At 56.3% G+C, this 19,976-nt stretch carries 19 protein-coding genes; 5 read left to right on the top strand and 14 right to left on the bottom strand.

All coding sequences use genetic code 11. From position 1 onward, the window contains the following. Nucleotides 1-130: 130 nt before the first annotated feature. Nucleotides 131-679, bottom strand: coding sequence for a SprT-like domain-containing protein (locus E0L35_RS05640; RefSeq protein ID WP_027958146.1), 549 nt, complete (start codon nt 677-679; stop codon nt 131-133). A 63-nt stretch (nt 680-742) separates the two neighbouring features. Here E0L35_RS05640 and E0L35_RS05635 point away from each other — a divergent pair, with 63 nt between their 5' ends. Continuing rightward, the gene (locus E0L35_RS05635; protein WP_022522130.1) at nt 743-1,402 is read left to right on the top strand and encodes a YecA family protein; all 660 of its coding nucleotides are present in this window, start codon (nt 743-745) and stop codon (nt 1,400-1,402) included. Nucleotides 1,403-1,451: 49 nt separating this feature from the next. Here E0L35_RS05635 and E0L35_RS05630 read toward each other — a convergent pair whose 3' ends face one another. From E0L35_RS05630 to ampD, 7 genes are all read right to left on the bottom strand, one after another. Continuing rightward, nucleotides 1,452-2,573 (bottom strand): phospholipase D-like domain-containing protein, encoded by a 1,122-nt coding sequence (locus E0L35_RS05630; protein ID WP_138799867.1) that lies wholly within the window; start codon nt 2,571-2,573, stop codon nt 1,452-1,454. Between the two features lie 40 nt (nt 2,574-2,613). Further along, a complete protein-coding gene (locus tag E0L35_RS05625; RefSeq protein WP_009287419.1) occupies nt 2,614-3,333 on the bottom strand; it encodes a class I SAM-dependent methyltransferase in 720 nt (239 codons plus the stop codon). Beyond that, entirely contained in the window at nt 3,330-4,028 is a 699-nt protein-coding gene (gene tsaB / locus E0L35_RS05620; protein ID WP_027958148.1) for a tRNA (adenosine(37)-N6)-threonylcarbamoyltransferase complex dimerization subunit type 1 TsaB, read from the bottom strand. The genes E0L35_RS05625 and tsaB overlap by 4 nt, the downstream gene beginning before the upstream one ends. 133 nt (nt 4,029-4,161) lie before the next feature. Further along, complete coding sequence (gene adk, locus E0L35_RS05615) at nt 4,162-4,815, bottom strand: adenylate kinase (RefSeq protein WP_009287421.1); 654 nt, start codon at nt 4,813-4,815, stop codon at nt 4,162-4,164. Between the two features lie 272 nt (nt 4,816-5,087). Further along, the gene (gene aceF, locus E0L35_RS05610) at nt 5,088-7,133 is read right to left on the bottom strand and encodes a pyruvate dehydrogenase complex dihydrolipoyllysine-residue acetyltransferase (protein ID WP_138799866.1); all 2,046 of its coding nucleotides are present in this window, start codon (nt 7,131-7,133) and stop codon (nt 5,088-5,090) included. A 58-nt stretch (nt 7,134-7,191) separates the two neighbouring features. Beyond that, nucleotides 7,192-9,864 (bottom strand): pyruvate dehydrogenase (acetyl-transferring), homodimeric type, encoded by a 2,673-nt coding sequence (gene aceE / locus E0L35_RS05605; RefSeq protein WP_009287423.1) that lies wholly within the window; start codon nt 9,862-9,864, stop codon nt 7,192-7,194. Between the two features lie 405 nt (nt 9,865-10,269). Further along, nucleotides 10,270-10,851: a 1,6-anhydro-N-acetylmuramyl-L-alanine amidase AmpD gene (gene ampD, locus E0L35_RS05600; RefSeq protein WP_022522123.1), complete on the bottom strand. Its 582-nt coding sequence runs from the start codon at nt 10,849-10,851 to the stop codon at nt 10,270-10,272. A gap of 112 nt (nt 10,852-10,963) precedes the next feature. Here ampD and nadC point away from each other — a divergent pair, with 112 nt between their 5' ends. Continuing rightward, nucleotides 10,964-11,818, top strand: coding sequence for a carboxylating nicotinate-nucleotide diphosphorylase (nadC, locus tag E0L35_RS05595; protein WP_041159389.1), 855 nt, complete (start codon nt 10,964-10,966; stop codon nt 11,816-11,818). A 3-nt stretch (nt 11,819-11,821) separates the two neighbouring features. Here nadC and E0L35_RS05590 read toward each other — a convergent pair whose 3' ends face one another. Further along, the gene (locus tag E0L35_RS05590) at nt 11,822-12,346 is read right to left on the bottom strand and encodes a GNAT family N-acetyltransferase (RefSeq protein WP_022522121.1); all 525 of its coding nucleotides are present in this window, start codon (nt 12,344-12,346) and stop codon (nt 11,822-11,824) included. A gap of 140 nt (nt 12,347-12,486) precedes the next feature. Between E0L35_RS05590 and tsaA the strand changes: the two genes are divergently transcribed. Beyond that, complete coding sequence (gene tsaA, locus E0L35_RS05585; RefSeq protein ID WP_138799865.1) at nt 12,487-13,224, top strand: tRNA (N6-threonylcarbamoyladenosine(37)-N6)-methyltransferase TrmO; 738 nt, start codon at nt 12,487-12,489, stop codon at nt 13,222-13,224. A 15-nt stretch (nt 13,225-13,239) separates the two neighbouring features. Here tsaA and purC read toward each other — a convergent pair whose 3' ends face one another. The 3 genes from purC to dapA form a co-directional block, all read right to left on the bottom strand. Then, nucleotides 13,240-13,956 carry a phosphoribosylaminoimidazolesuccinocarboxamide synthase gene (purC, locus tag E0L35_RS05580; RefSeq protein WP_022522119.1) on the bottom strand — a complete coding sequence of 239 codons (717 nt, stop codon included), beginning with the start codon at nt 13,954-13,956 and terminating at the stop codon, nt 13,240-13,242. A gap of 32 nt (nt 13,957-13,988) precedes the next feature. Further along, nucleotides 13,989-14,972, bottom strand: a complete 984-nt coding sequence (gene bamC, locus E0L35_RS05575; protein ID WP_027958659.1) for an outer membrane protein assembly factor BamC — start codon at nt 14,970-14,972, stop codon at nt 13,989-13,991. Between the two features lie 77 nt (nt 14,973-15,049). Next, on the bottom strand, nt 15,050-15,934 hold the full coding sequence (gene dapA / locus E0L35_RS05570) for a 4-hydroxy-tetrahydrodipicolinate synthase (RefSeq protein ID WP_138799864.1): 885 nt from the start codon (nt 15,932-15,934) through the stop codon (nt 15,050-15,052). A 270-nt stretch (nt 15,935-16,204) separates the two neighbouring features. Between dapA and E0L35_RS05565 the strand changes: the two genes are divergently transcribed. Next, nucleotides 16,205-16,681 carry a peroxiredoxin gene (locus E0L35_RS05565; protein ID WP_022522116.1) on the top strand — a complete coding sequence of 159 codons (477 nt, stop codon included), beginning with the start codon at nt 16,205-16,207 and terminating at the stop codon, nt 16,679-16,681. 87 nt (nt 16,682-16,768) lie between these two features. Here E0L35_RS05565 and E0L35_RS05560 read toward each other — a convergent pair whose 3' ends face one another. Both E0L35_RS05560 and E0L35_RS05555 read right to left on the bottom strand, forming a co-directional pair. Then, nucleotides 16,769-17,878, bottom strand: a complete 1,110-nt coding sequence (locus tag E0L35_RS05560; protein ID WP_022522115.1) for an AI-2E family transporter — start codon at nt 17,876-17,878, stop codon at nt 16,769-16,771. Then, nucleotides 17,875-18,138: a sulfurtransferase TusA family protein gene (locus tag E0L35_RS05555; RefSeq protein WP_138799863.1), complete on the bottom strand. Its 264-nt coding sequence runs from the start codon at nt 18,136-18,138 to the stop codon at nt 17,875-17,877. Before E0L35_RS05555 ends, E0L35_RS05560 begins: the two co-directional genes overlap by 4 nt. A 176-nt stretch (nt 18,139-18,314) precedes the next feature. Between E0L35_RS05555 and E0L35_RS05550 the strand changes: the two genes are divergently transcribed. After that, on the top strand, nt 18,315-19,778 hold the full coding sequence (locus tag E0L35_RS05550) for a M48 family metalloprotease (RefSeq protein WP_138799862.1): 1,464 nt from the start codon (nt 18,315-18,317) through the stop codon (nt 19,776-19,778). Nucleotides 19,779-19,976 lie beyond the last annotated feature (198 nt).

Below are 19,976 nucleotides of genomic sequence, written 5' to 3'. Positions count from 1 at the left end.
GGCTTATTGACCATTATCGGGCGTATCGGCTGCCATTAATGTTCCCCTAGCATAAACCTCCTCGCGCAGGCTTCCCTTTAGACATTGGTATTATCATTTTTTATTTAAAAAACAAACATTTATAAACAAATCACGAGACGACTTCCGGCCTGTAGACCAAGGTCTTAGCGCAGTGTCGGCAACGATAATGACGCCCGTTTACCACTAAAGCATGACGTCTTGGGGTAAATTGATGAAAGCGGCAATCGCATTGGTAACGATAAGGTGCGGACTGCGCCTGCTTAATATCAAACCGATGGGTAACACTGGGAACTAAACCAAAAAGGTCGCGCATGACCGTTTTCCACTCGCGGCCGTGGGGTTTTAAACGCGGGCCGTTGTCCAAATGAAACACCAGCCAGTGAGCCATTTCGTGGGGAATCACCTCATCAAAAAACGCCGTGCGGTTCTCTCTCAGTAACACCGGGTTCAAGCGTAACCCGCCGTGGCCAAGATGCGCCTGGCCGGCCGAAGCGCCGCGCAGGTTAAACCACACATTTGGGGCTGGCAGCGCTGGGCACACTTCACAGCAGCGCTGCCACGCTTGTTCGACGCGAACTCGCGCGGCCTGATGCAACTCTGTTTCCGACATAGCCGCCAATTCAGTGGCAGGCCAAGGAGGCAGTGGTGACGTCTTCATTAGTGATAAACTAGCCGTTATAGGTAACCATTGATGAACGTTTGTATTAACGAGGCTTTACTCATGGCAGAGCGCAGCGATACGCCTGAAACGAACACGCCACCGCAGCCACTGCTCGAGGATGAGCAGTTGGATAGATTGGACGACTTCCTTGACTCGGATCAAGTGGATGAAGACGCCCTGGATCTTATTTCCACCCATGGCTTTTTAGTGGCCCTTGCCGTGGCACCCAGCGAAGTACCGGCGACCCAGTGGCTGACTGAGCTGTTTCAGGGTGAGCCTCGCTACGCCGATGACGCCGAGCGTGATGAGATTATTACCCTGCTCACACTGTTACGCGACAACGCGGTGGCGGTACTCGAGCAAGGCGGCTTACCGGAACTGCCGTTTGAACTAACGTTGGGAGGAGAACCCGCCGAGGAAACCCCTATAGGCGACTGGTGTGCGGGCTTTATGGAAGGCGTCTTCAGCGACGAGAGCGCTTGGTTCCAGGACGATGAAGAGGCCGCCGCCGCCCTGCTGCTACCGTTTATGCTGCTCTCCGGACTGTTCGACGATGAGCCGGACTTGGCCGAGCTGGCTAAAGATCAAGAACGCCAGGAGTCGCTGGTAGTGCAGTTGCCGGAACTGGTTTTGGATCTTTACCTGCATTACCGCGTGCCACCGGAAACGCCCAAACCCAAACCGCGTAAAAAAACGCCTGCAAAAGGTAAAAAGCGCTAGGTACTTAGGCTAAGTAGTTAGCGTAGACACTATTTAAGTCGCGTTACTCTTATTTAAGTCGCGTTACAACGGCATCCAGCACGCCATAGATCCACTCACGGGCGCGCTGCCTCCAGGGGCGCGCCGCCCAGGCCGCGGCGTCTACCTCCTGGCTGGCGGCAAAGTTTCGCTCGAACAGTTCGCGCACGTCCGCCGCGAGCTTCGGATCCATTGCTTCCTGGTTTGCCTCTAGGTTCCAGTGCAGATTCCAGTGGTCAAAGTTACACGAACCAATGCTCACCCACTCATCGGCGAGCACAAATTTAGCGTGGATAAAGGTCGGCTGAAACTCAAAAATGCGCACCCCAGCCTTGAGCATGGTGTGATAAAAGCGCTGACCGGCAAAGCGAACGCTGGGATGATCATGCTTTGCCCCCGGTAGCAGTAAGCGTACGTCTATCCCTCTGCGAGCCGCCCGAACCAAACGCCGACGCAGGGCAAAGGTGGGCACAAAATAGGGTGTGCATAACCAGAGTCGTTCATTTACCTGGCTGACCCGATAATGCAATGAGTGGCGAATCGCTTGATAACGATAGCCACGCGCCGACATCGCCCGTCCAGGCACGCCATTGGCAAGCGCCTGAGGCTCACGACGCTCTGGGAGAGCCGCCGCACGTCTATCGCCCTTCTCGACGCGGGTCAGCCGCGAATGCCATAGGCGCCGAAACAGCAGTTCCCAATCGGCCACCACCGGCCCTTCAATACGCAGGGCAATTTCGTACCAGGCATTCAAAAACTCATCCACCGCGCCAAAGCCACCGGTGAACGCCAGCTCGCCGTCAATAACCATTATTTTGCGATGGTCACGACTCAGGTTCAGCGCTAAAGAGTGGAAACCAATGGGGTTAAAAAAGCGCAGCTGAACATCGCCCTGCTTCAGGCGCTGGCGATCACTCCCGGAGAGGCCCATCGAGCCATAGCCATCCAGCAGTAAACAGACGCGAACACCGCGCTGCGCTGCATCAGTCAATACCTCAATGACTTGATCTGCAAGCTCCCCTGATTCCATCAAGTAGAGCTCTACCAGCACATAGTGCCGCGCATTATGCACCGCTTCAAACATAGCGGGCAGAAAGCGTGAGGCCTCCGGCAGCAGCGTAAATCGATTACCTTCTCGCCACGCGTTCTGCATGGGTGCTCCTTGCTTAGCCACTGATAAGTACACTAACGAGCTACCGTGCTAATGAGCGATGTACATACAGATCGTAGCGGCTGGTTTTACCCTCAAGGGTATGTTGCGGCACTGGCCCCGCAATAGGCGGCGCCTTACGGGGGCGCTTAACCACCACGCGATGAGTGGCCACATCCAACGCCGCTTCTAGTAATCGCGGGGCATCGTTATCATCACCAGCCAACTCGCGGAACAGACGCATCTCTTTTTTCACCAACGCTGATTTCTCACGATGGGGAAACATCGGATCCAGGTGTATCACCTGCGGTGAAAAGTGAGCACTGGCAACCAATTCAGCCAGGAATTGAGCCGCATCCCCATGACGCAGTGTCATGCGGGCAACAATATCCACTGTATCGCTATGCCTGGAGGCACGTTTCAGGCCATCCTCCAGCAGCGCTGCAATCGCTGCAACCCGCTCAATTAACAACACCTGGGCACCTAGGCTGGCCAATACAAACGCATCCCGCCCCAACCCTGCCGTAGCATCAACGATGCAGGGCGTCACGCCCTTGGAAAGCCCACAGGCCTTTGCGACCAGCTGACCACGCCCACCACCAAAGCGGCGCCGATGGGCCGCTTTGCCCGCCACAAAATCAACGCTGAGCGGCTTGCCGTAGCGTTTTTCATCACCGACCAGCGCCAACCCCTCATCGCCCTGCACCAAGCGCAGGCCGTCAGGCAGAACGATGCTCTCAACATCGGCCTCAACATCGCTCATGCGGGCTTTTTCCAGGCAACGTCGTTGCGCAGATAAACCGGCTGAACCAAGTGCGCGGCCTGCCCCAACCCAGCGGCAAAATCACGCGCCGCCAGCCACGCCATCTCTTCGGCGCGGGGCTCTAAATCATCCAAATGCTGGGGCATGCTAAGCTGTACATCGACAGTGAAGCGCTCCCACAGCGTAAAGCCGCTGCCTACACCTACCCAGTCGGTTTCGTCGCCTGGCAGACGCAGCGACTCAGGGGCCAGCACCGCCTCGGCGCTCATCGGAGTAATAGTGTCTTTTAGGCAGTGCCACGTCGCGGCGTACACCTCGCCCATGCGGGCATCTAAGGCAGTCACCACGTGGCGGAGGTGATAGCGACGATGGGCCTGAAGGGCCAGCGCCTCTAAAGTAGACACCCCCAGCAACGGGCAGTCCAAACCAAACGCCAACCCCTGGGCTGCCCCCGCCGCGATACGCAGTCCGGTAAACGAACCCGGCCCCCGGCCAAACGCAACGGCATCAAGCTGGGAAGGGGTTACCTGCGCTTCGGCAAGCACTTCGTCCACCATCGGCAGCAGCCTGCGGGTATGGGCGCGGGGCGTCATCTCGAAGCGCGCCAGGCACTCAGTGCCCGAATCACCCTGGCGCAGTAAGGCTGCAGAACAGGCGCTTGAAGAGGTGTCCAGGGCAAGCAGATGTAACGGCATAGCAAGTGGCCACTCGAAAGAAAGGTTGCGGCATTATACCTTTGTCACGCCAATACGACGATGACCCGCATTAGGCGGGCCATCGGCAAAGGCGTAAAATCAGCTAAAGGTTATTATCAACTGAGGGCTCTTATCAGCTAAGGGCTTCTTTAACCTGGCGGGTAATATCCGTCACACTGCCAACGCCTTCAATGCGGTGGTACTGGGGCGCGCTCTGGGGATCCTGCTTGGCCCACTGCTGATAGTAATCGACCAGCGGGGCCGTTTGATCGTGGTAAACGGATAGGCGATTACGCACCGTGGACTCTTGGTCATCTTCACGCTGAATAAGCGTTTCACCGGTCACATCATCCTTGCCTGGCTCTTTGGGCGGATTGTGCTCAACGTGATAAACCCGGCCCGATGCTTGGTGCACACGGCGTCCCGCCAATCGACTGACGATCTCTTCATCGGGTACGGCAATTTCCACCACGTGATCTAGCTTAACGCCGCCCTCTTTCATGGCGTCGGCCTGGGGGATCGTGCGTGGGAAACCATCGAACAGAAAGCCATTTTCGCAGTCAGGCTGACTGATGCGCTCTTTGACCAAGTCAATGATGATGTCGTCGGACACCAGGCCACCACTGTTCATGATCTCTTTTACTTTCAAGCCCAGCTCAGTGCCATCTTTAATGGCCGTGCGCAGCATATCCCCGGTGGAAATCTGAGGAATCTTAAATTGCTCACAAATAAACTGAGCTTGAGTCCCCTTCCCCGCGCCGGGGGCACCCAACAGGATTAAACGCATGGCACTGCTCCTTGAAGTTCTTGGTATGAAAAAAGAGTTCGAAAAATGAGTATGTGAATTCTGTTAACTGACAATAACCGCGCCTCTCAAGCGACACAACTCCCCAAAAGCCTGAGAAACCCGCTTTTGTTTCAATTTTTTTAAATTAAAACAGCCAAATGCCCTAAATCTACCACTTTGGTCGCCCTGCGAGAGGTTTAGGCAGCATTTACGTTTAGTAAACACAAGCGGCGCCCCTAGGGGCGCCGCTTGTGAAAGCACATCGCTACCAATTACAGCAGTAAGCGACGAATGTCGGTGAGCACATCGGCCAGGAAGGCGGTAAAGCGTGCCGCATCGGCGCCGTTGATCGCACGGTGATCGTAGGAGAGCGACAGCGGCATCATCAGGCGCGGCTGGAAGGCACTCCCATCCCAAACCGGCTTCATCTGCGCTTTGGACACGCCCAGAATAGCCACTTCCGGCGCGTTAACGATCGGTGTAAACGCCGTGCCACCAATCGAACCGAGGCTCGAAATGGTGAAGCAGCCACCGGTCATCTCGTCACGCTTGAGCTTTTTGGTCTGGGCTTTCTTGCCTAGCTCCGCCATCTCCTTGGCAATCTCGATCAAGGATTTGTTATCGGCGTTGCGCACTACTGGCACCATCAGACCGTCAGGCGTATCCACGGCAATACCGATATGGACGTAGTTCTTCCATACCAGGGTTTCACCGTCACCCTTCAGACTGACATTGAACTGCGGGAATTTACGCAGCGCAAAGGCACAGGCTTTGACCATAAACGGCAGCGGCGTTAGCTTGGCGCCCTGGGCTTCCGCTTCCGCCTTCATCGCCTTGCGGAAAGCTTCCAGCTCGGTGATGTCCGCTTCGTCGAATTGCGTAACGTGGGGCACATTGAGCCAGCTACGATGCAGGTTGGTCGCGCCCATCTTGAGCAGACGCCCCATCGGCTTCTCTTCCACTTCACCAAACTGGCTGAAGTCGACTTCCGGAATGGGCGGAATACCCGCGCCGCCAGTAGCCGCGGCTGCCGCACCTGGCTGGGCTTTACCCTGATTGGCAATCGCCTGCTTCACATAGGACTGTACGTCCTCTTTGAGCACGCGATCTTTCGGGCCGCTGGGTTTAACGAGTCCCAAGTCGACGCCTAGTTCACGAGCCAGCATGCGTACCGCAGGGCCGGCGTGCACCAGCTTGCCATCCCGGGGCTTATGGGCAGCCATCTGTGCTTCCGGGCTGGGGGTACCGGCCGGAGATTCAGACGGTTTAGCGCTGTCCTTGCTGTCACTGCTCTGCGAGGCTTTTTCTGGTGCGGCCTTTTTCGGTGCCGCTTTTTTGGCACCCGCCACTTCCATATAGCCGATCACATCGCCTTCAGAGACGGTGTCGCCCTCTTTAACGGTCAGCTCAAGAAGCTTGCCTTTGTAGGGGCTGGGCACGTCCATAGAGGCTTTATCAGACTCTAGGGTGATCAACGGGTCTTCTTCATTGACTTCGTCACCCGCCGCTACGCCGATCTCGATAATCGGCACGTCAGAGGAGCCAGAAAGATCCGGTACGCGAATCTCTTTGCGCTCCGGCTCGCCACTGGCGGCCTCTTCCTGATCATCTTCAGCCGTTTCTTCCGGCTCGCTACTGGCTTGGCTAGAGGACGGTTCTGGAGAAGAGCTCTCTTCCGATGCGTCTTCGCTGTCGCCGCCTTTGCCGACGATCTCCATCTGGCCGATCACATCGCCTTCAGACACCGTGTCGCCCTCTTTCACGGTAAAGCTGACGATCTTACCGCTATGGGGGCTGGGCACGTCCATGGAGGCTTTGTCAGACTCCAACGTGATCAAGGTGTCTTCGGCCTCAACCTCATCGCCTTCGCTGACCGCGACTTCGATAATTTCGACGCTGTCCGAGCCGCCGAGATCGGGCACTGTGATATCCACCGTCTGCTTACCGCCGGCTGACTTTTTAGCCGCGGGCTTCTGCTCTTGAGACGGCTCTTGGGTTTTTTCTTGCTTCGCTGGGGCCTCTTCAGGCTGGCTGTCAGACGAGCTCTCTTGCTTCTTCTCTTGCTGCTCGTCGCCACCACCTTCGACTTCCAGCTCAACGATATCGTCCCCTTCTGAGACGCTATCGCCTTCTTTGACCAGCACTTTGAGTACCTTGCCGCCTTTCGGGGCCGGTACGTCCATGCTGGCTTTGTCGGATTCCAGCGTGATTAGGGTGTCTTCCGCTTCAATGACGTCGCCTTCTGACACCGCAATCTCGATGATTTCGACATCGGTATCGCCGCCGATATCGGGAACTTTGATGATTTCGCTACTCAAGGTCGCGCTCCTTCCAAATCGGATCGAGCCGGTGGGCCACCGCCCACCGGTCAGCGGTTTAGCTAGTCAGCGGGTTAGGCTTATGGGCATCAATGCCGTACTTCTTAAGCGCTTCACCAACCTGCTTGCGATCAATCTCGCCACGCTCAGCCAGCGCACGTAGCGCCGCCACGGTCACGAAGTAGCGATCTACTTCGAAGAAGTAGCGCAGCTTCTCGCGGGTGTCTGAACGGCCAAAGCCATCGGTACCCAGTACAGTGTAGTCACCCGGTACCCAGGCACGCACTTGATCGGCATACAGCTTCATGTAGTCGGTCGACGCGATCACCGGGCCGTCGCGCCCTTCCAGGCACTGTGTGACGTGAGGCTTGTTGGCCTCGGCGTCTGGGTTCAGGAAGGCTTCACGATCCAGCAGCAGCGCTTCACGACGCAGCTCGTTAAAGCTGGTCACGCTCCAGATGTCGGCGCCGATGCCCCAATCGTTCTCAAGCAACTCAGCGGCAGCTTCCACTTCGCGCAGAATGGTGCCAGAGCCCAGCAGTTGAACGCGGCCCTTGTCACCCTTGGTTTCGCGCAGTAGGTACATGCCTTTAACGATATCGTCGGCGGGCACATTTTCCAGCGCGGGGTGCTCGTAATTCTCGTTCATCACCGTCAGGTAGTAGAAGCAGTTCTCCTTGTCGGTGAACATGCGCTTCAGGCCATCCTGCAGAATGACGGCGACTTCATGGGCATAGGTCGGGTCGTAACTGCGGCAGTTGGGGATGGTGGAGGCCTGAATCAGGCTGTGGCCATCCTGGTGCTGCAGGCCTTCGCCGTTGAGCGTGGTGCGCCCGGCGGTGCCGCCGACCATAAAGCCACGGGCTTGCAGGTCACCCGCCGCCCAGGCCAGATCGCCGATACGCTGGAAGCCAAACATCGAGTAGTAGATGTAGAACGGCAGCAGCGTGACGTTGTTGTTGCTGTAGGAGGTCGCCGCGGCGATCCAGGCCGACATGGCGCCGGCTTCGGTAATGCCCTCTTCGAGAATCTGACCTTTCTGATCCTCGCGGTAGAACATGATCTGGCCTTTATCTACCGGCTCGTACTTCTGACCTTCCGAGGTGTAGATACCCAACTGACGGAACATGCCTTCCATACCGAAGGTACGTGCTTCGTCAGGGATAATCGGCACCACCTTCTTGCCCAGCGTCTTATCTTTGACCAGGCCGTTAAGCACCCGCACAAACGCCATGGTGGTCGAGACTTCACGCCCTTTCGAGCCGCCCATTTGCGAGGCAAAGGTCTTGTCTTCGAGGCTGGGGATTTCCAGCGCCTCGAAGTCGCTTTGACGGCTGGGTAGGTAGCCGCCCAGACGCTCGCGCTGCAGGTGCATGTACTTGAGCTCGGGAGAGTCGTCTTCCGGCTTGTAGTACGGCACATCTTTGAGCTGCTCGTCGGTTAACGGAATACCGAAGCGATCGCGGAAGGTCTTGAGCGCTTCATACTCCATGCTCTTGACCTGGTGCGCTTCGTTGGCCGCTTCGCCATCACCGCTACCCATACCGTAACCTTTAACGGTGTGCGCCAGGATGACCGTGGGCTTGCCGTTGGAGGTGTTAACCGCCTCGTTATACGCCGCGTAAACCTTGAACGGATCGTGGCCACCGCGGTTGAGCTTCCAGATATCTTCGTCGGAGAGGTCTTTGACCATCGCCTCGGTTTCTGGATATTTGCCAAAGAAGTGCTCACGGGTGTAAGCGCCGCCGTTGGCTTTGTAGTTCTGGTACTCGCCGTCGACCGCTTCGTCCATGCGTTTCTGAAGGATGCCTTTCTTATCCTTCTCGAACAGCGGATCCCAGTGACGCCCCCAGACGACCTTGATCACGTTCCAGCCCGCACCACGGAAGACGCCTTCGAACTCGTCCATCACCCGCGAGTTGCCGCGCACCGGGCCGTCAAGGCGCTGCAGGTTGCAGTTGATGACGAAGATCAGGTTGTCGAGGTTTTCGCGACCGGCCAGTGAAATGGCGCCCAGGGATTCCGGCTCGTCACACTCGCCGTCGCCCATGAAGCACCAGATCTTGCGGTCATACATATCCTTCAGCTCACGGTGATGCAGGTACTTCATCACGTGCGCTTGATAGATAGCCTGAATCGGGCCCAGCCCCATGGAGACCGTGGGGAACTGCCAGTAGTCCGGCATTAACCACGGGTGCGGGTAGGAAGAGAGGCCATCGCCATCGACTTCCTGGCGGAACCTGTCCATCTGCTCTTCCGATAGACGCCCTTCCAAATAGGAACGTGCGTAGATGCCCGGTGCTACGTGGCCCTGAATATAAATCAGGTCACCGGCAAAATCGCCCTGAGGCGCGCGGAAGAAGTGGTTAAAGCCCACGTCATACAGGGTAGCCGAGGACATAAAACTAGCAATGTGGCCACCCAGGCCCGGCTTGGCGCGGTTATTACGAATCACCTGGGCAATGGCGTTGTAACGGATCAAGGAGCGGATACGGCGCTCCATGAACAGGTCACCAGGCATCGGTGCTTCGCGGTGAACCGGGATCGTATTACGGTGCGGGGTCGTCACCGAGAAGGGCACCTTCATGCCGTCCCGGCGCAGGCGATCCGCCAGGCGGGTCATCAGGTAGCGGGCACGATCTTCGCCCTCACGATCCAATACCGATTCCAGGGAATCAATCCATTCCGTGGTTTCGATCGGATCGAGATCTTCTCTTGTCTCCAGACTCATAGAGGTCTCTCCGAATGACGATAAATGACAAAAATCCCCGCTACCCTGAAGGGCCTGGGGCGGCGGCGTGGCACTACACCACGCGCCAACATTCAGCCGGTGATTAAACGCCGGATAGGGGTTTTAGCTCTACATTCAACAAGCTACGTAACTATTGATGTAGTAAAGCTACACAATTCTCTTAGAAGTTAGCCTTTTGTATGGGCGAAGATACCTCAAAGTCGCCACGCTGCCAATTCCGTCGCAGCGGAAAAGCCTATCGAAAACAAACTACTGCACTGCAACATAAGCAATTCATAGAGCATTTGCCATTGCGACCAAATAGTCATCCGATGTAATTAAACTACCGTTTTATTGCGTTATTAGTGAAATACTTAGCACACAGGGAAAAACGTAATCGAACCGCTAACGCTCAACACGCGATGTCAGCAGTTGCTGGAAATACGCCCAATCAAACGCCGGACCAGGATCCGTTTTGCGCAGCGGCGCCACATGGGCATGGCTGGTAATACGACTGCTATCTAGCTGAGGGTTGCGCGCCATTAGCCACACCACTGCTTCCACCAGAGTGTCATACTGTGCTTTGCGATAGGGGGTAACGTCATCCCCTTCAAGTTCAATCCCCACCGAGAAATCGTTGAGCGCCTTTCGCCAGCTTAGCTGGCGAGCATCCCACCAGTTGGAGCGCCCAGCATGCCAAGCACGCTGATCTGTATCAACAAACTGCACGCACTCACCATCGCGACGGATAAGCAGGTGTGCGGAGACTCTTAAGTGGGCAATTTCGGCGAAAAATGGATGTTCGTCTACCGCCAATTGATTGGTAAATAGCGCTTCAATAGCATTACCACTAAACTGACCAGGCGGAAGACTGATCGCATGAATCACTAGCAACGACACCTCACCGGTGGGCCGAGGGTCACAGTTCGGTGAAACGACTTTACGCGCGCTTTCCCACCACCCGTCAAGGGGTTGTTTATTTTCCACTGGCAAGGGCTCCTTTACGTTAGCGCTTTCTTTCTCTGTTCTCTTTCACCTTCACCGCTGTTTTTCACTACAATGCCCGTCATCGAAGACGACGTTCAGGGAATCCACGGCCATGCATTATCAATCCGCTCTTGCTGAAGAAATCCGCGCCAGCGCCGCCCGCTTGCTGTCAGAAGACGTTGGCCCGGGTGATATTACCGCGCAATTGATCCCTGAGCACCAGTGGGCCTGCGCCGACGTAATTACCCGTGAAACCGCAGTGCTGTGTGGCGCACCCTGGGTAGATGAGCTGTTTCGCCGCCTGGATAGTCGGGTAAGCCTGACCTGGCACGCCGCTGACGGCGATAAGCTAGAGGCTGAACAGTGTTTCTTAACCCTGGAGGGCCCCGCCCGTGTCCTGCTTACCGGCGAGCGGGCGGCGCTTAACGTATTGCAAACGCTGTCTGCCACCGCCACCGCCACCCGCGCATATGTCGACCTGATTGAAGACACCGGCGTTCGCCTGCTTGATACGCGTAAAACGCTGCCCGGCATGCGCTTGGCGCAGAAATATGCGGTCACCTGCGGCGGCGGCCACAACCACCGCATTGGCCTATGGGACGCGTTTTTGATCAAAGAGAACCATATTGCCGCCTGTGGAGGCATTCAAGCGGCGGTTGCGCAAGCGCGCAAGTTAGCCAACGACCTGCCCGTGGAAGTCGAGGTAGAAACCTTTGAAGAGCTGGATCAGGCATTGGCCGCGGGAGCTGATATTGTCATGCTCGACAATTTCGCCATCGAAGACCTGCACGTTGCCGTGGAAATTAACGGCGGCCGAGCCACCCTGGAAGCTTCAGGCAATGTGGATGCTGCCACCCTGCGGGCAATTGCCGATACCGGTGTTGACTGTATATCGAGCGGCGCACTGACCAAGGACATCGCCTCGATCGATCTTTCCATGCGCATTACCCGCAGCTATAGCGTTTGATGATTAGGTTTCGACAGCATTAAGCGATTTGGAAAGTTTATAACGCAGCAGTCGCTCCCCGCTTCGCTCGACCCACTCCTCGCCGTGGTTTTTCCAACCACGGCGCAGCAGGCGCTCATAGAGCATTGAACTCGCCTCTATCTCGATTTGCCCCTTTCCCTGCTCAAGCAGCAGCCGTTCGGCATGTACCAGCAGCGTGGTACCGATACCGCGACCGGCTAATGAGGGCCATACGTAGAGTGTTTCAACCCGCCCAGCGACTAAATCCAACTCCAGGAACCCCACGCAGCGACCATCACAGGTAGCCACTAGGGTTGTGTAGAGCGCTTGGCGCACTCCCCATGCACTGCCTTCGCGGGGCAACGCATTGGCCCACGCACGCCGCTCATCCAGCGTGTAATGCGTGGCCGCTCCCTGCATAACAGCGTGATAAAACACTTCCGCTTGGTCGGCGGCATCCCGTGCTAGCGCCGCGCGATAGGTTATTCGCGTACTGGTTGGCGCTTGCTGCTCCTCGGTATTGGTCATGCGTCACCTCTGAGCTGTTCAGCTATCATTTGATCAAGACACATTCGATCACGCCCCATTTGGTCACGCTTAAGCCATTGGCCTGCTTTATACTACTTGGATCAATTCTACGCGAATCAACCCCAGCAGAAGGCAGTGTGATGGACGATGCCCCTAACAGCGAGCACTTTACGCTGACGCCCATTGGTCATGTGGTTAGCGACTACCCCGATAAATTCGGTATTCCCCGCCAGCCGGGGCTCGCCCCTGCGGCCGATGCCCGGCTTGTACTCACTGCGCCCTACAACGACCCACTCGCGGTGCGCGGTTTGGAAGACTTCAGCCACCTGTGGCTGAGCTTTATTTTTCATCAAAGCCCCGAGCGCTGGTCGCCGCTGGTAAGGCCGCCGCGCTTGGGGGGCAATAAAAAGGTGGGGGTTTTTGCCAGTCGCAGCACCCACCGCCCTAACCGCCTGGGGCTCTCACTGGTGAGATTAGTCGGTATCGACACCCAGCACGGCGTTACGCTGCAGCTCCAGGGCTGCGATTTAGTCAGCGGCACCCCAGTGATTGATATCAAACCCTACCTGCCCTGGGCCGAATCCGAGCCTAACGCACAGGCCGGTTTCGCCCCTGAAACACCGCCATTCATGGACGTCACCTTTCATCCAGCGGCACTGGATACGCTTGCTCAGCGCCACGACAGCGCCACACTGCTGGCATTAATTGAGCAGGTACTCAGCCAAGACCCCAGGCCCGCCTATAAGCAAAAGGACAGGGATTCTGAGCGTCTTTACGGCGTACGCCTGCGCGACGTGGACGTTAAGTTTTGCCCTCGCCAAAATGGCGAAGCCACCACCTTAGAGGTGATGGCTATCGAACCTTACGCCGAGCAGTAAATCTGACGCGCCGGCTTAAGCAGGAAAGGTAATGCCCAAACGGCGGCCAACTTCCTCATACGCTTCAATCACACCGCCCAACCCCTGACGGAAGCGGTCTTTATCGAGCTTCTCACGGGTGTTGGCGTCCCAAAGACGGCAACCATCCGGAGAGAACTCATCCCCCAGCACCACCTCGCCTTTGAATACACCAAACTCAAGTTTGTAATCCACCAGTAGCATATCGCCCTCAGCAAACAGCGCTTTGAGGATATGGTTAACCTTGAAGGTCAGCACCTTCATCTTGGCTAACTGCTCAGGCGTTGCCCAACCGAAAGTCTCCGCCAGCGACTCATTGATCATCGGGTCGCCCTTCTCGTCGTTCTTCAGAAACAACTCGAAGGTGGGTGGCGTCAGTGCAATCCCCTCTTCAACGCCGAGACGTTTTACCAACCCACCCGCAGCGATATTGCGCACCACACACTCCACCGGGATCATCTGCATCTTTTTGACCAGACTCTCAGTGTTGGAGAGCTGTTTTTCAAAGTGGGTGGGGATGCCCGCTTCCTGCAGCCGCTCCATAATGAAGGCGTTAAAGATGTTATTGACCATTCCCTTGCGGGCCAGCGACTCGACTTTTTTGCCATCGAAGGCGCTGGTGTCATCACGAAAATTGAGCACCAACAAATCCGGATCGTCGGTGGTGTACACAGATTTCGCCTTACCGGCGTAGAGTTCTTGGCGCTTTTCCATGGGGGCTCCGTAAGGGGTCAAGGATCAACAAATTAACGTAAATAGCCGGAGACACGCTCAAGCAGCTCGCGCTGATCATCGGCGCTGAATGCCCGCTCGCTGGCATTGATGGCACGCAGAATCGTCTGGTCGCCGTTAGGCTGCAGGGCAAGACGAATCTGCTGGGACATTTTGCGCACATCCGGGCTGAAGACGATTTGCAACGGGTTGCGGTTGCGCTCGGTTTCAGTCATGTACTCAACCATAAACTCATGACTGGCAGGGTCGACGGCCAGCAAATCACGCTGACCTTCCTGAGCAAAATCCAGCTCAAGATAGTGGTTCAACTCTGCCCATACCCGATCGACCGGCTGCGGGATCACCACTTCCCACTCGTCGTCCTGCTGGCGGATTTGCAGCGTTTGCTCACCGGTGAGGCGCTGAGCGGTCCAGGAAGAAGAGACACTGGCAGATGCACTGCGCGCGCTTAAATGGCTCTCTAACGCATCGAGGCAGCTCGCCATGGTTTGCCCGCCGCGTTCGCAGCGAACTTCGCTACTGCCTGCGCGTAGTGCACTTTGCAGGCGAATTTCCGCCTGGGGCGTGACGATAACGCCCTGAGAAGCACTGCTCTGCAGCACCTCCAACTGACGACTACGTACAAACTCTTCCAACTGCGGCCAGACCGTACCGGTGTCGGCGGCCACTACTAGCCAAGTTTGATCGCCCACTTCGCGACGCTCGACATACTCAGGTTCCATCCCACTGCCAATCGCCAATGACTGTGGCGGGCGAATCTCTGCTGCTTCGTCAAGCCGTGCACCTTGGGTGGCGGCTTGAGGAACCGGCAGCGCATCGCGATAGCGCTGGGTGTTGCGGGTCTCTGGCAGCACCAAAGGCGGCGCTGGAGCGGCCTCGGTGTAATCCAAATTACGGTCGTGGTAAAAACCATCCCGCGCACAACCAGAAAGCGCGACAGCCGCTGCGAGTGCCAGCGGAACCCATTTAAGCGCACGTATTTCAAGCACAGAGCTCATCAAGCCACCTTAAGTCAACAATTCGGGTACCCAGCTCAACGGTAAGCGAGCTGGGTAGCAAAGGGTATTGCGTCGGACTACTCCTCTACGACACCCGCCAACTGCAGCGCTTCGCTCACCGTGGCGTGGTACTTTTCCGACAGCCAGGTTAGCGGTAAGCGAATACCCGCATCCGCGTACCCCATACGGTTCAGCGCCCACTTCACTGGAATAGGGTTCGACTCTATACCCAGGTTGGTATGCAGCGGCATCAAAAGCGTATTAATCTGGTGCGCCTTATCGGAGTCGCCGGCCACCGCTGCCGAGCAAAGCTCATGCATCGCCCAGGGGGCAACGTTGGCGGTGACGGAGATATCCCCATGACCACCCATCAACATAAAGTCGCAGGCGGTCGCATCATCACCGGAGTAGAGCATAAAACCACTGCCCTTCAGGCGAGTGATTAGATCTTCCGCACGCTCCAGGTTCCCCGTGGCGTCTTTTAAACCGATAATATTATCGACTTCGGCCAGGCGTAATACGGTCTCGTTGTAGATATCCGAGCAGGTGCGACCGGGCACATTGTAAAGAATAACCGGCAGGTCGCTGGCCTCGGCTGTGGCCTTGAAGTGCTGAAACAGGCCTTCCTGAGTAGGCTTGTTGTAGTAGGGAGCCACCGTCAGACAGTAATCTGCACCCACCTCTTTCGCGTAGCGGGTCAACTCCACTGCTTCGGTGGTGTTGTTCGAGCCGGTACCGGCTATGACCGGTATACGGCCATTGACCTCTTCCACCACGCTGCGAATCACGTCAAAGTGCTCCGCAAACGACATGGTAGTCGGTTCGCCCGTGGTGCCAGCGGCGACAATGGCATCGGTGCCATTTTCGAGATGGAAGTTCACCAGACGACGAAGCGCCTCCCAGTCGATGTCGCCATTGACCTTCATAGGCGTCGCCAGGGCGACGATGCTGCCTGTGATCATCCGTTTATTCCTCACCAGCCAAATTGTGATATCAACTATCTGTGTTTTTGAATACGAGAGTTTTTTTCAAAACCGAGCGCGATCACGCTATTTTGCATCAAGCGCCGACACCGCACAGAGGCCAAATGGTACTCAGGCGATTCGAGCCTGTACAGCGTAAAGCGGTGTGAGTTTGTCGTCACCCTGTTTTGAGCTTTGACAACGGCCGCTGGCTTACGTGTAATCACGCGTAACAAGCAATATTAACACCCACCCTTAAAAGGATGCCTTATGCCTGTTGAAATTGGTCAACCCGTTGCTGACTTCTCCGCTACTGCCACGGGTGATACCACCGTGACACTGTCGGAAATGCGTGGCAAACAAGTGGTCATATACTTTTATCCCAAAGCCAGTACACCTGGCTGCACCACCGAGGGCGGTGACTTCCGTGACCGCAAACCCGCCTTCGATGCCGCTAATACGGTCATTCTTGGTGTTTCTCGAGATGGCTTGCGCGCCCAGGAGAATTTTAAGGCCAAACAGGATTTTAATTTCGACCTTATTTCAGATAAAGACGAAAACATCTGCACGCTATTTGATGTTATCAAGCTCAAGAAAATGTACGGCAAGGAGCACCTGGGCATCGAACGCAGCACCTTCCTGATTGATAAGGAGGGCAAGCTAGCCAACGAATGGCGCGGCGTTAAAGTACCTGGCCACGCGGAAGAAGTACTTGCTGCGGCTGAAAAGCTGAACGCTTCCAACTAACTCAACCAGAGCTCTATCTCAACCAGGGCTCAATTTCAGTTCAGCCCACTGCCCGTAGTGACCTCTTGCGCGGGCAGTGGGTGAGCGCTATTCGGCTTCCTGGCTAGCTGTGGCTGGTATACTCCGACGCTCCTCCCGCTCATGCATGCTACGTGGCCAGGCGTAAATCAATGCCTTGAGCAGTGTTGCCAAGGGAATCGCAAAGAAGATCCCCCAGAAGCCCCAAATCCCACCGAAGAACAGTACCGCCACAATAATCGAAACCGGATGAATATTATTGGTCTCAGAGAACAATACCGGTGCCAATACGTTGCCATCCAGGGCTTGAATCACGCCATAAGCCACCAGCACATAGACAAAATCTTCACTAAGACCAAAATAGAACCCCGCTACCGCGGCGACCGGTAGTGTAGCCACAGCAGCACCGATATAAGGCACTAACACCGAAAGGCCGACCAACACCGCTAGCAGCGCTGTATACGGTAAGCCAAAGAACGCAAAGGTAAAGAACGCCACGGTGCCAACGATGATGATTTCAATAAATTTGCCGCGGATATAGTTGGCAATCTGATCGTCCATTTCGCGCCAAATACGCGATAGCAGCGTACGCTTTTGGGGCAGCAGCGAAAGCATAAAACCGACCAACACGTCGCGATCCTTGAGCATAAAGAACACCAGAATCGGCACCAGTACCAGGTAGATAATCAGCGACATAATATTGCCGAGCGAAGCCAGCGAAAGCGTTAAGGCGCGCTGGCCTAGCTGGCTAATCTCACGGCTCGCCACGCCTATCCAGCTTTGCATCTGATCCGGCGTAATAATATTCGGGTAGCGCGCCTGCAGTTCATCCAACCAGCCCTGGCCACTGGCGAACATCCGCGGTGTCTCTTGCACCAGCCCCACTAGCTGATTCCAGATCAACGGCATCAGAATAAACGCCAGAGTGAGCAGCACGCTGATAAAGGCCAAAAAGACCAGGATGACCGCTAGTAGGTGCGGTACCCCTCGCCGGGTAAACGCACTCACTACGCCTTGCAAAAGAAACGCAATCACCAGTGCAGTAAAAAACGGCGCCAGCATGCGTCCAAACCAGATAATCGCGGCAAAGCCCGCCACCAGCACTATCAGCAGGATGAGCGCCTCCTCATCCGAGAAATAGCGTTCAACCCAGCTTTTTAAAATCGTGCGCAGGGTCATGAGTGCGCATCCCCAGCTTTTCTAATCCAATAAACATACACCTCGTCGCGCTGCTCACGACCTTCCAGCGTATGTGCACGTTGGTCGGTAAACGACGCCATATCACGCCACGAACCCGCATCGGTGGAACGCACTTCCAGTAACTGACCAGCCGCCAAACCTGCCAAGGCCTGCTTAGCCTTCAGCAAAGGCAGCGGGCAATGCAGCCCGCAAGCGTCAAGCACCGTGTCGGGTTGAAAGCCCTCGGATTGCTCAGACATATACACTCCCTCAAAATGACCTACATACTCACGGCATTGTTACATAAACTATCTTTTTAGCGATTGATTTCACTAGGCAGTCGATTTAACGGCACTTCCCTGTGTTTATCAATGTCACACTCTTCACCAATGCCATACCCTGACCACTGTACTTATTCATTATTTATGAGGATGCCATGCCAACCCTTCGTATCGCTTACCCAGGCTGGATATGTGCGTTTGCTTGTGCCTGTGGCAGCCTACTGTTTAGCCCACCAAGCATTGCCTCCAGCGATTACGGCTTGCCGAGCTTAGGGGCGGCGTCTACCTCTGTCAGCAACGAAGAGTACCGCTTGGGCCGCGCCTGGTTGCGCCAGTTTCGTGCCCAAGCCCCCCAGTGGCAAGACCCCATAACCAATGATTATTTGCAAAGCCTGATTGCCCGGCTGGCCCCGCATAGTGATATTAACGGTCTGCGCACGATCACCGTCATGGTCGATAACGCTTCATTGAACGCCTTTGCCGTCCCTGGCGGCGTAGTAGGGATCAATTCAGGACTTTTCGCGTTTGCCGAAGATGAAGGCGCTTTTGTCTCGGTGCTAGCTCACGAACTGGGCCACCTCTCTCAACGCCACTATGCCCGAGGCAGTGCCCGCGCGGCTCAGACCCAACTGCCCGCCATGGCAGCCATGCTGGCGGGTATGCTGATTGCCGCCAGTGGCGGCGGCGACGCTGGAATGGCGGCCGCCATGGGCTCACAGGCGGCGCTGATCCAGGATCAGCTCAGCTACTCACGGCTGTTTGAACAGGAAGCCGATAACATCGGCCTTCAGGCCATGGCCGATACAGGCTATGACCCCGAGGCAATGGTGCGCATGTTCTCAGCCATGCAGCGTATGGCGCGCCTTCAGGGCGATACCCCACCCGAGTTCCTGCTGACCCACCCGGTCACCGACAATCGTTTAAGCGCCGCACAAGCCCGCGCTGCCCAGCTCAATGTTGCCGATGCATATACCAGCGACACCCTCTACGACATGATGCGCGCCCGGGCGCTGCTAAGCATTTACACTAATACGCCGCAGCAAGCTGCTTCGCGCCTTGCTCAGGAAGGCGCCGAACAAGCCGCTCAGGACTACTTAGCGGCACTGATCGATGCTCGCAACGGCCAAACCGATAGCGCCCTGGAGCAACTGGATAGGCTTGCCAACGAGCATCCCGACTTTGCCATGCTGCCCGCCTCTTCGGCTAGCGTCGCCCTGGAAGCTGGCCGCTACGATCAGGCCATTCAGCGCAGTCAGCAATTGCTACGTTTTATGCCCAACTACCTACCTGCCCAACTGATCTTGGCCGAAGCACAGCTGCAGCGCGACCCGCAGGCGGCCTATGACCTGCTGCGCGACATCACTTCCCAAAACCTGGAAAACCCGCAGGTCTTTAACCTGCTGGCCGAAGCCGCCGGGCGCAGTGGGCATGATAGCTGGGGGCACTTAGCCCGCGCAGAGTATCTTCAACTGACCGGCCGCGTCGATCGCGGCATTCGCCAACTTTCTATCGCTCGGGATGCCGCTGAGCGGGAAAATGATCAGCAGGCGCTGGCAAGAATCGAGCAGCGCCGCGAGGACTTCATTGAGTATCGCGAAGCGCTGGATGATTTTAACTAAACCTGTGTCATTGCGAGGAGCGCAGCGACGCGGCAATCTCAGCCAGCGGTGGCAGTAACCCCGAGATTACTTCACTTCGTTCGCAATGACACACCACATGTCATTGCTAGGAGCGCAGCGACGCGGCAATCTCAACCTGCGGTGGCAGTACCCCCGAGATTGCTTCACTTCGTTCGCAATGACACACCACATGTCATT

Origin of the sequence: Halomonas sp. ATBC28, from assembly GCF_005937175.1 — a bacterium.
In the GTDB taxonomy this organism is placed as follows: domain Bacteria; phylum Pseudomonadota; class Gammaproteobacteria; order Pseudomonadales; family Halomonadaceae; genus Vreelandella; species Vreelandella titanicae.
Note: the sequence above shows the minus strand (reverse complement) of the source record. Positions and strands in the feature narration are given on the sequence as shown.

Excerpts from the sequence above, each read along its gene's own strand:
- E0L35_RS05640 (WP_027958146.1), bottom strand. The coding sequence starts at position 679 with ATGAAGACGTCACCACTGCCTCCTTGGCCTGCCACTGAATTGGCGGCT.
- E0L35_RS05635 (WP_022522130.1), top strand. The coding sequence starts at position 743 with ATGGCAGAGCGCAGCGATACGCCTGAAACGAACACGCCACCGCAGCCA.
- E0L35_RS05630 (WP_138799867.1), bottom strand. The coding sequence starts at position 2,573 with ATGCAGAACGCGTGGCGAGAAGGTAATCGATTTACGCTGCTGCCGGAG.
- E0L35_RS05625 (WP_009287419.1), bottom strand. The coding sequence starts at position 3,333 with ATGAGCGATGTTGAGGCCGATGTTGAGAGCATCGTTCTGCCTGACGGC.
- tsaB (WP_027958148.1), bottom strand. The coding sequence starts at position 4,028 with ATGCCGTTACATCTGCTTGCCCTGGACACCTCTTCAAGCGCCTGTTCT.
- adk (WP_009287421.1), bottom strand. The coding sequence starts at position 4,815 with ATGCGTTTAATCCTGTTGGGTGCCCCCGGCGCGGGGAAGGGGACTCAA.
- aceE (WP_009287423.1), bottom strand. The coding sequence starts at position 9,864 with ATGAGTCTGGAGACAAGAGAAGATCTCGATCCGATCGAAACCACGGAA.
- nadC (WP_041159389.1), top strand. The coding sequence starts at position 10,964 with ATGCATTATCAATCCGCTCTTGCTGAAGAAATCCGCGCCAGCGCCGCC.
- E0L35_RS05590 (WP_022522121.1), bottom strand. The coding sequence starts at position 12,346 with ATGACCAATACCGAGGAGCAGCAAGCGCCAACCAGTACGCGAATAACC.
- tsaA (WP_138799865.1), top strand. The coding sequence starts at position 12,487 with ATGGACGATGCCCCTAACAGCGAGCACTTTACGCTGACGCCCATTGGT.
- purC (WP_022522119.1), bottom strand. The coding sequence starts at position 13,956 with ATGGAAAAGCGCCAAGAACTCTACGCCGGTAAGGCGAAATCTGTGTAC.
- bamC (WP_027958659.1), bottom strand. The coding sequence starts at position 14,972 with ATGAGCTCTGTGCTTGAAATACGTGCGCTTAAATGGGTTCCGCTGGCA.
- dapA (WP_138799864.1), bottom strand. The coding sequence starts at position 15,934 with ATGATCACAGGCAGCATCGTCGCCCTGGCGACGCCTATGAAGGTCAAT.
- E0L35_RS05565 (WP_022522116.1), top strand. The coding sequence starts at position 16,205 with ATGCCTGTTGAAATTGGTCAACCCGTTGCTGACTTCTCCGCTACTGCC.
- E0L35_RS05560 (WP_022522115.1), bottom strand. The coding sequence starts at position 17,878 with ATGACCCTGCGCACGATTTTAAAAAGCTGGGTTGAACGCTATTTCTCG.
- E0L35_RS05555 (WP_138799863.1), bottom strand. The coding sequence starts at position 18,138 with ATGTCTGAGCAATCCGAGGGCTTTCAACCCGACACGGTGCTTGACGCT.
- E0L35_RS05550 (WP_138799862.1), top strand. The coding sequence starts at position 18,315 with ATGCCAACCCTTCGTATCGCTTACCCAGGCTGGATATGTGCGTTTGCT.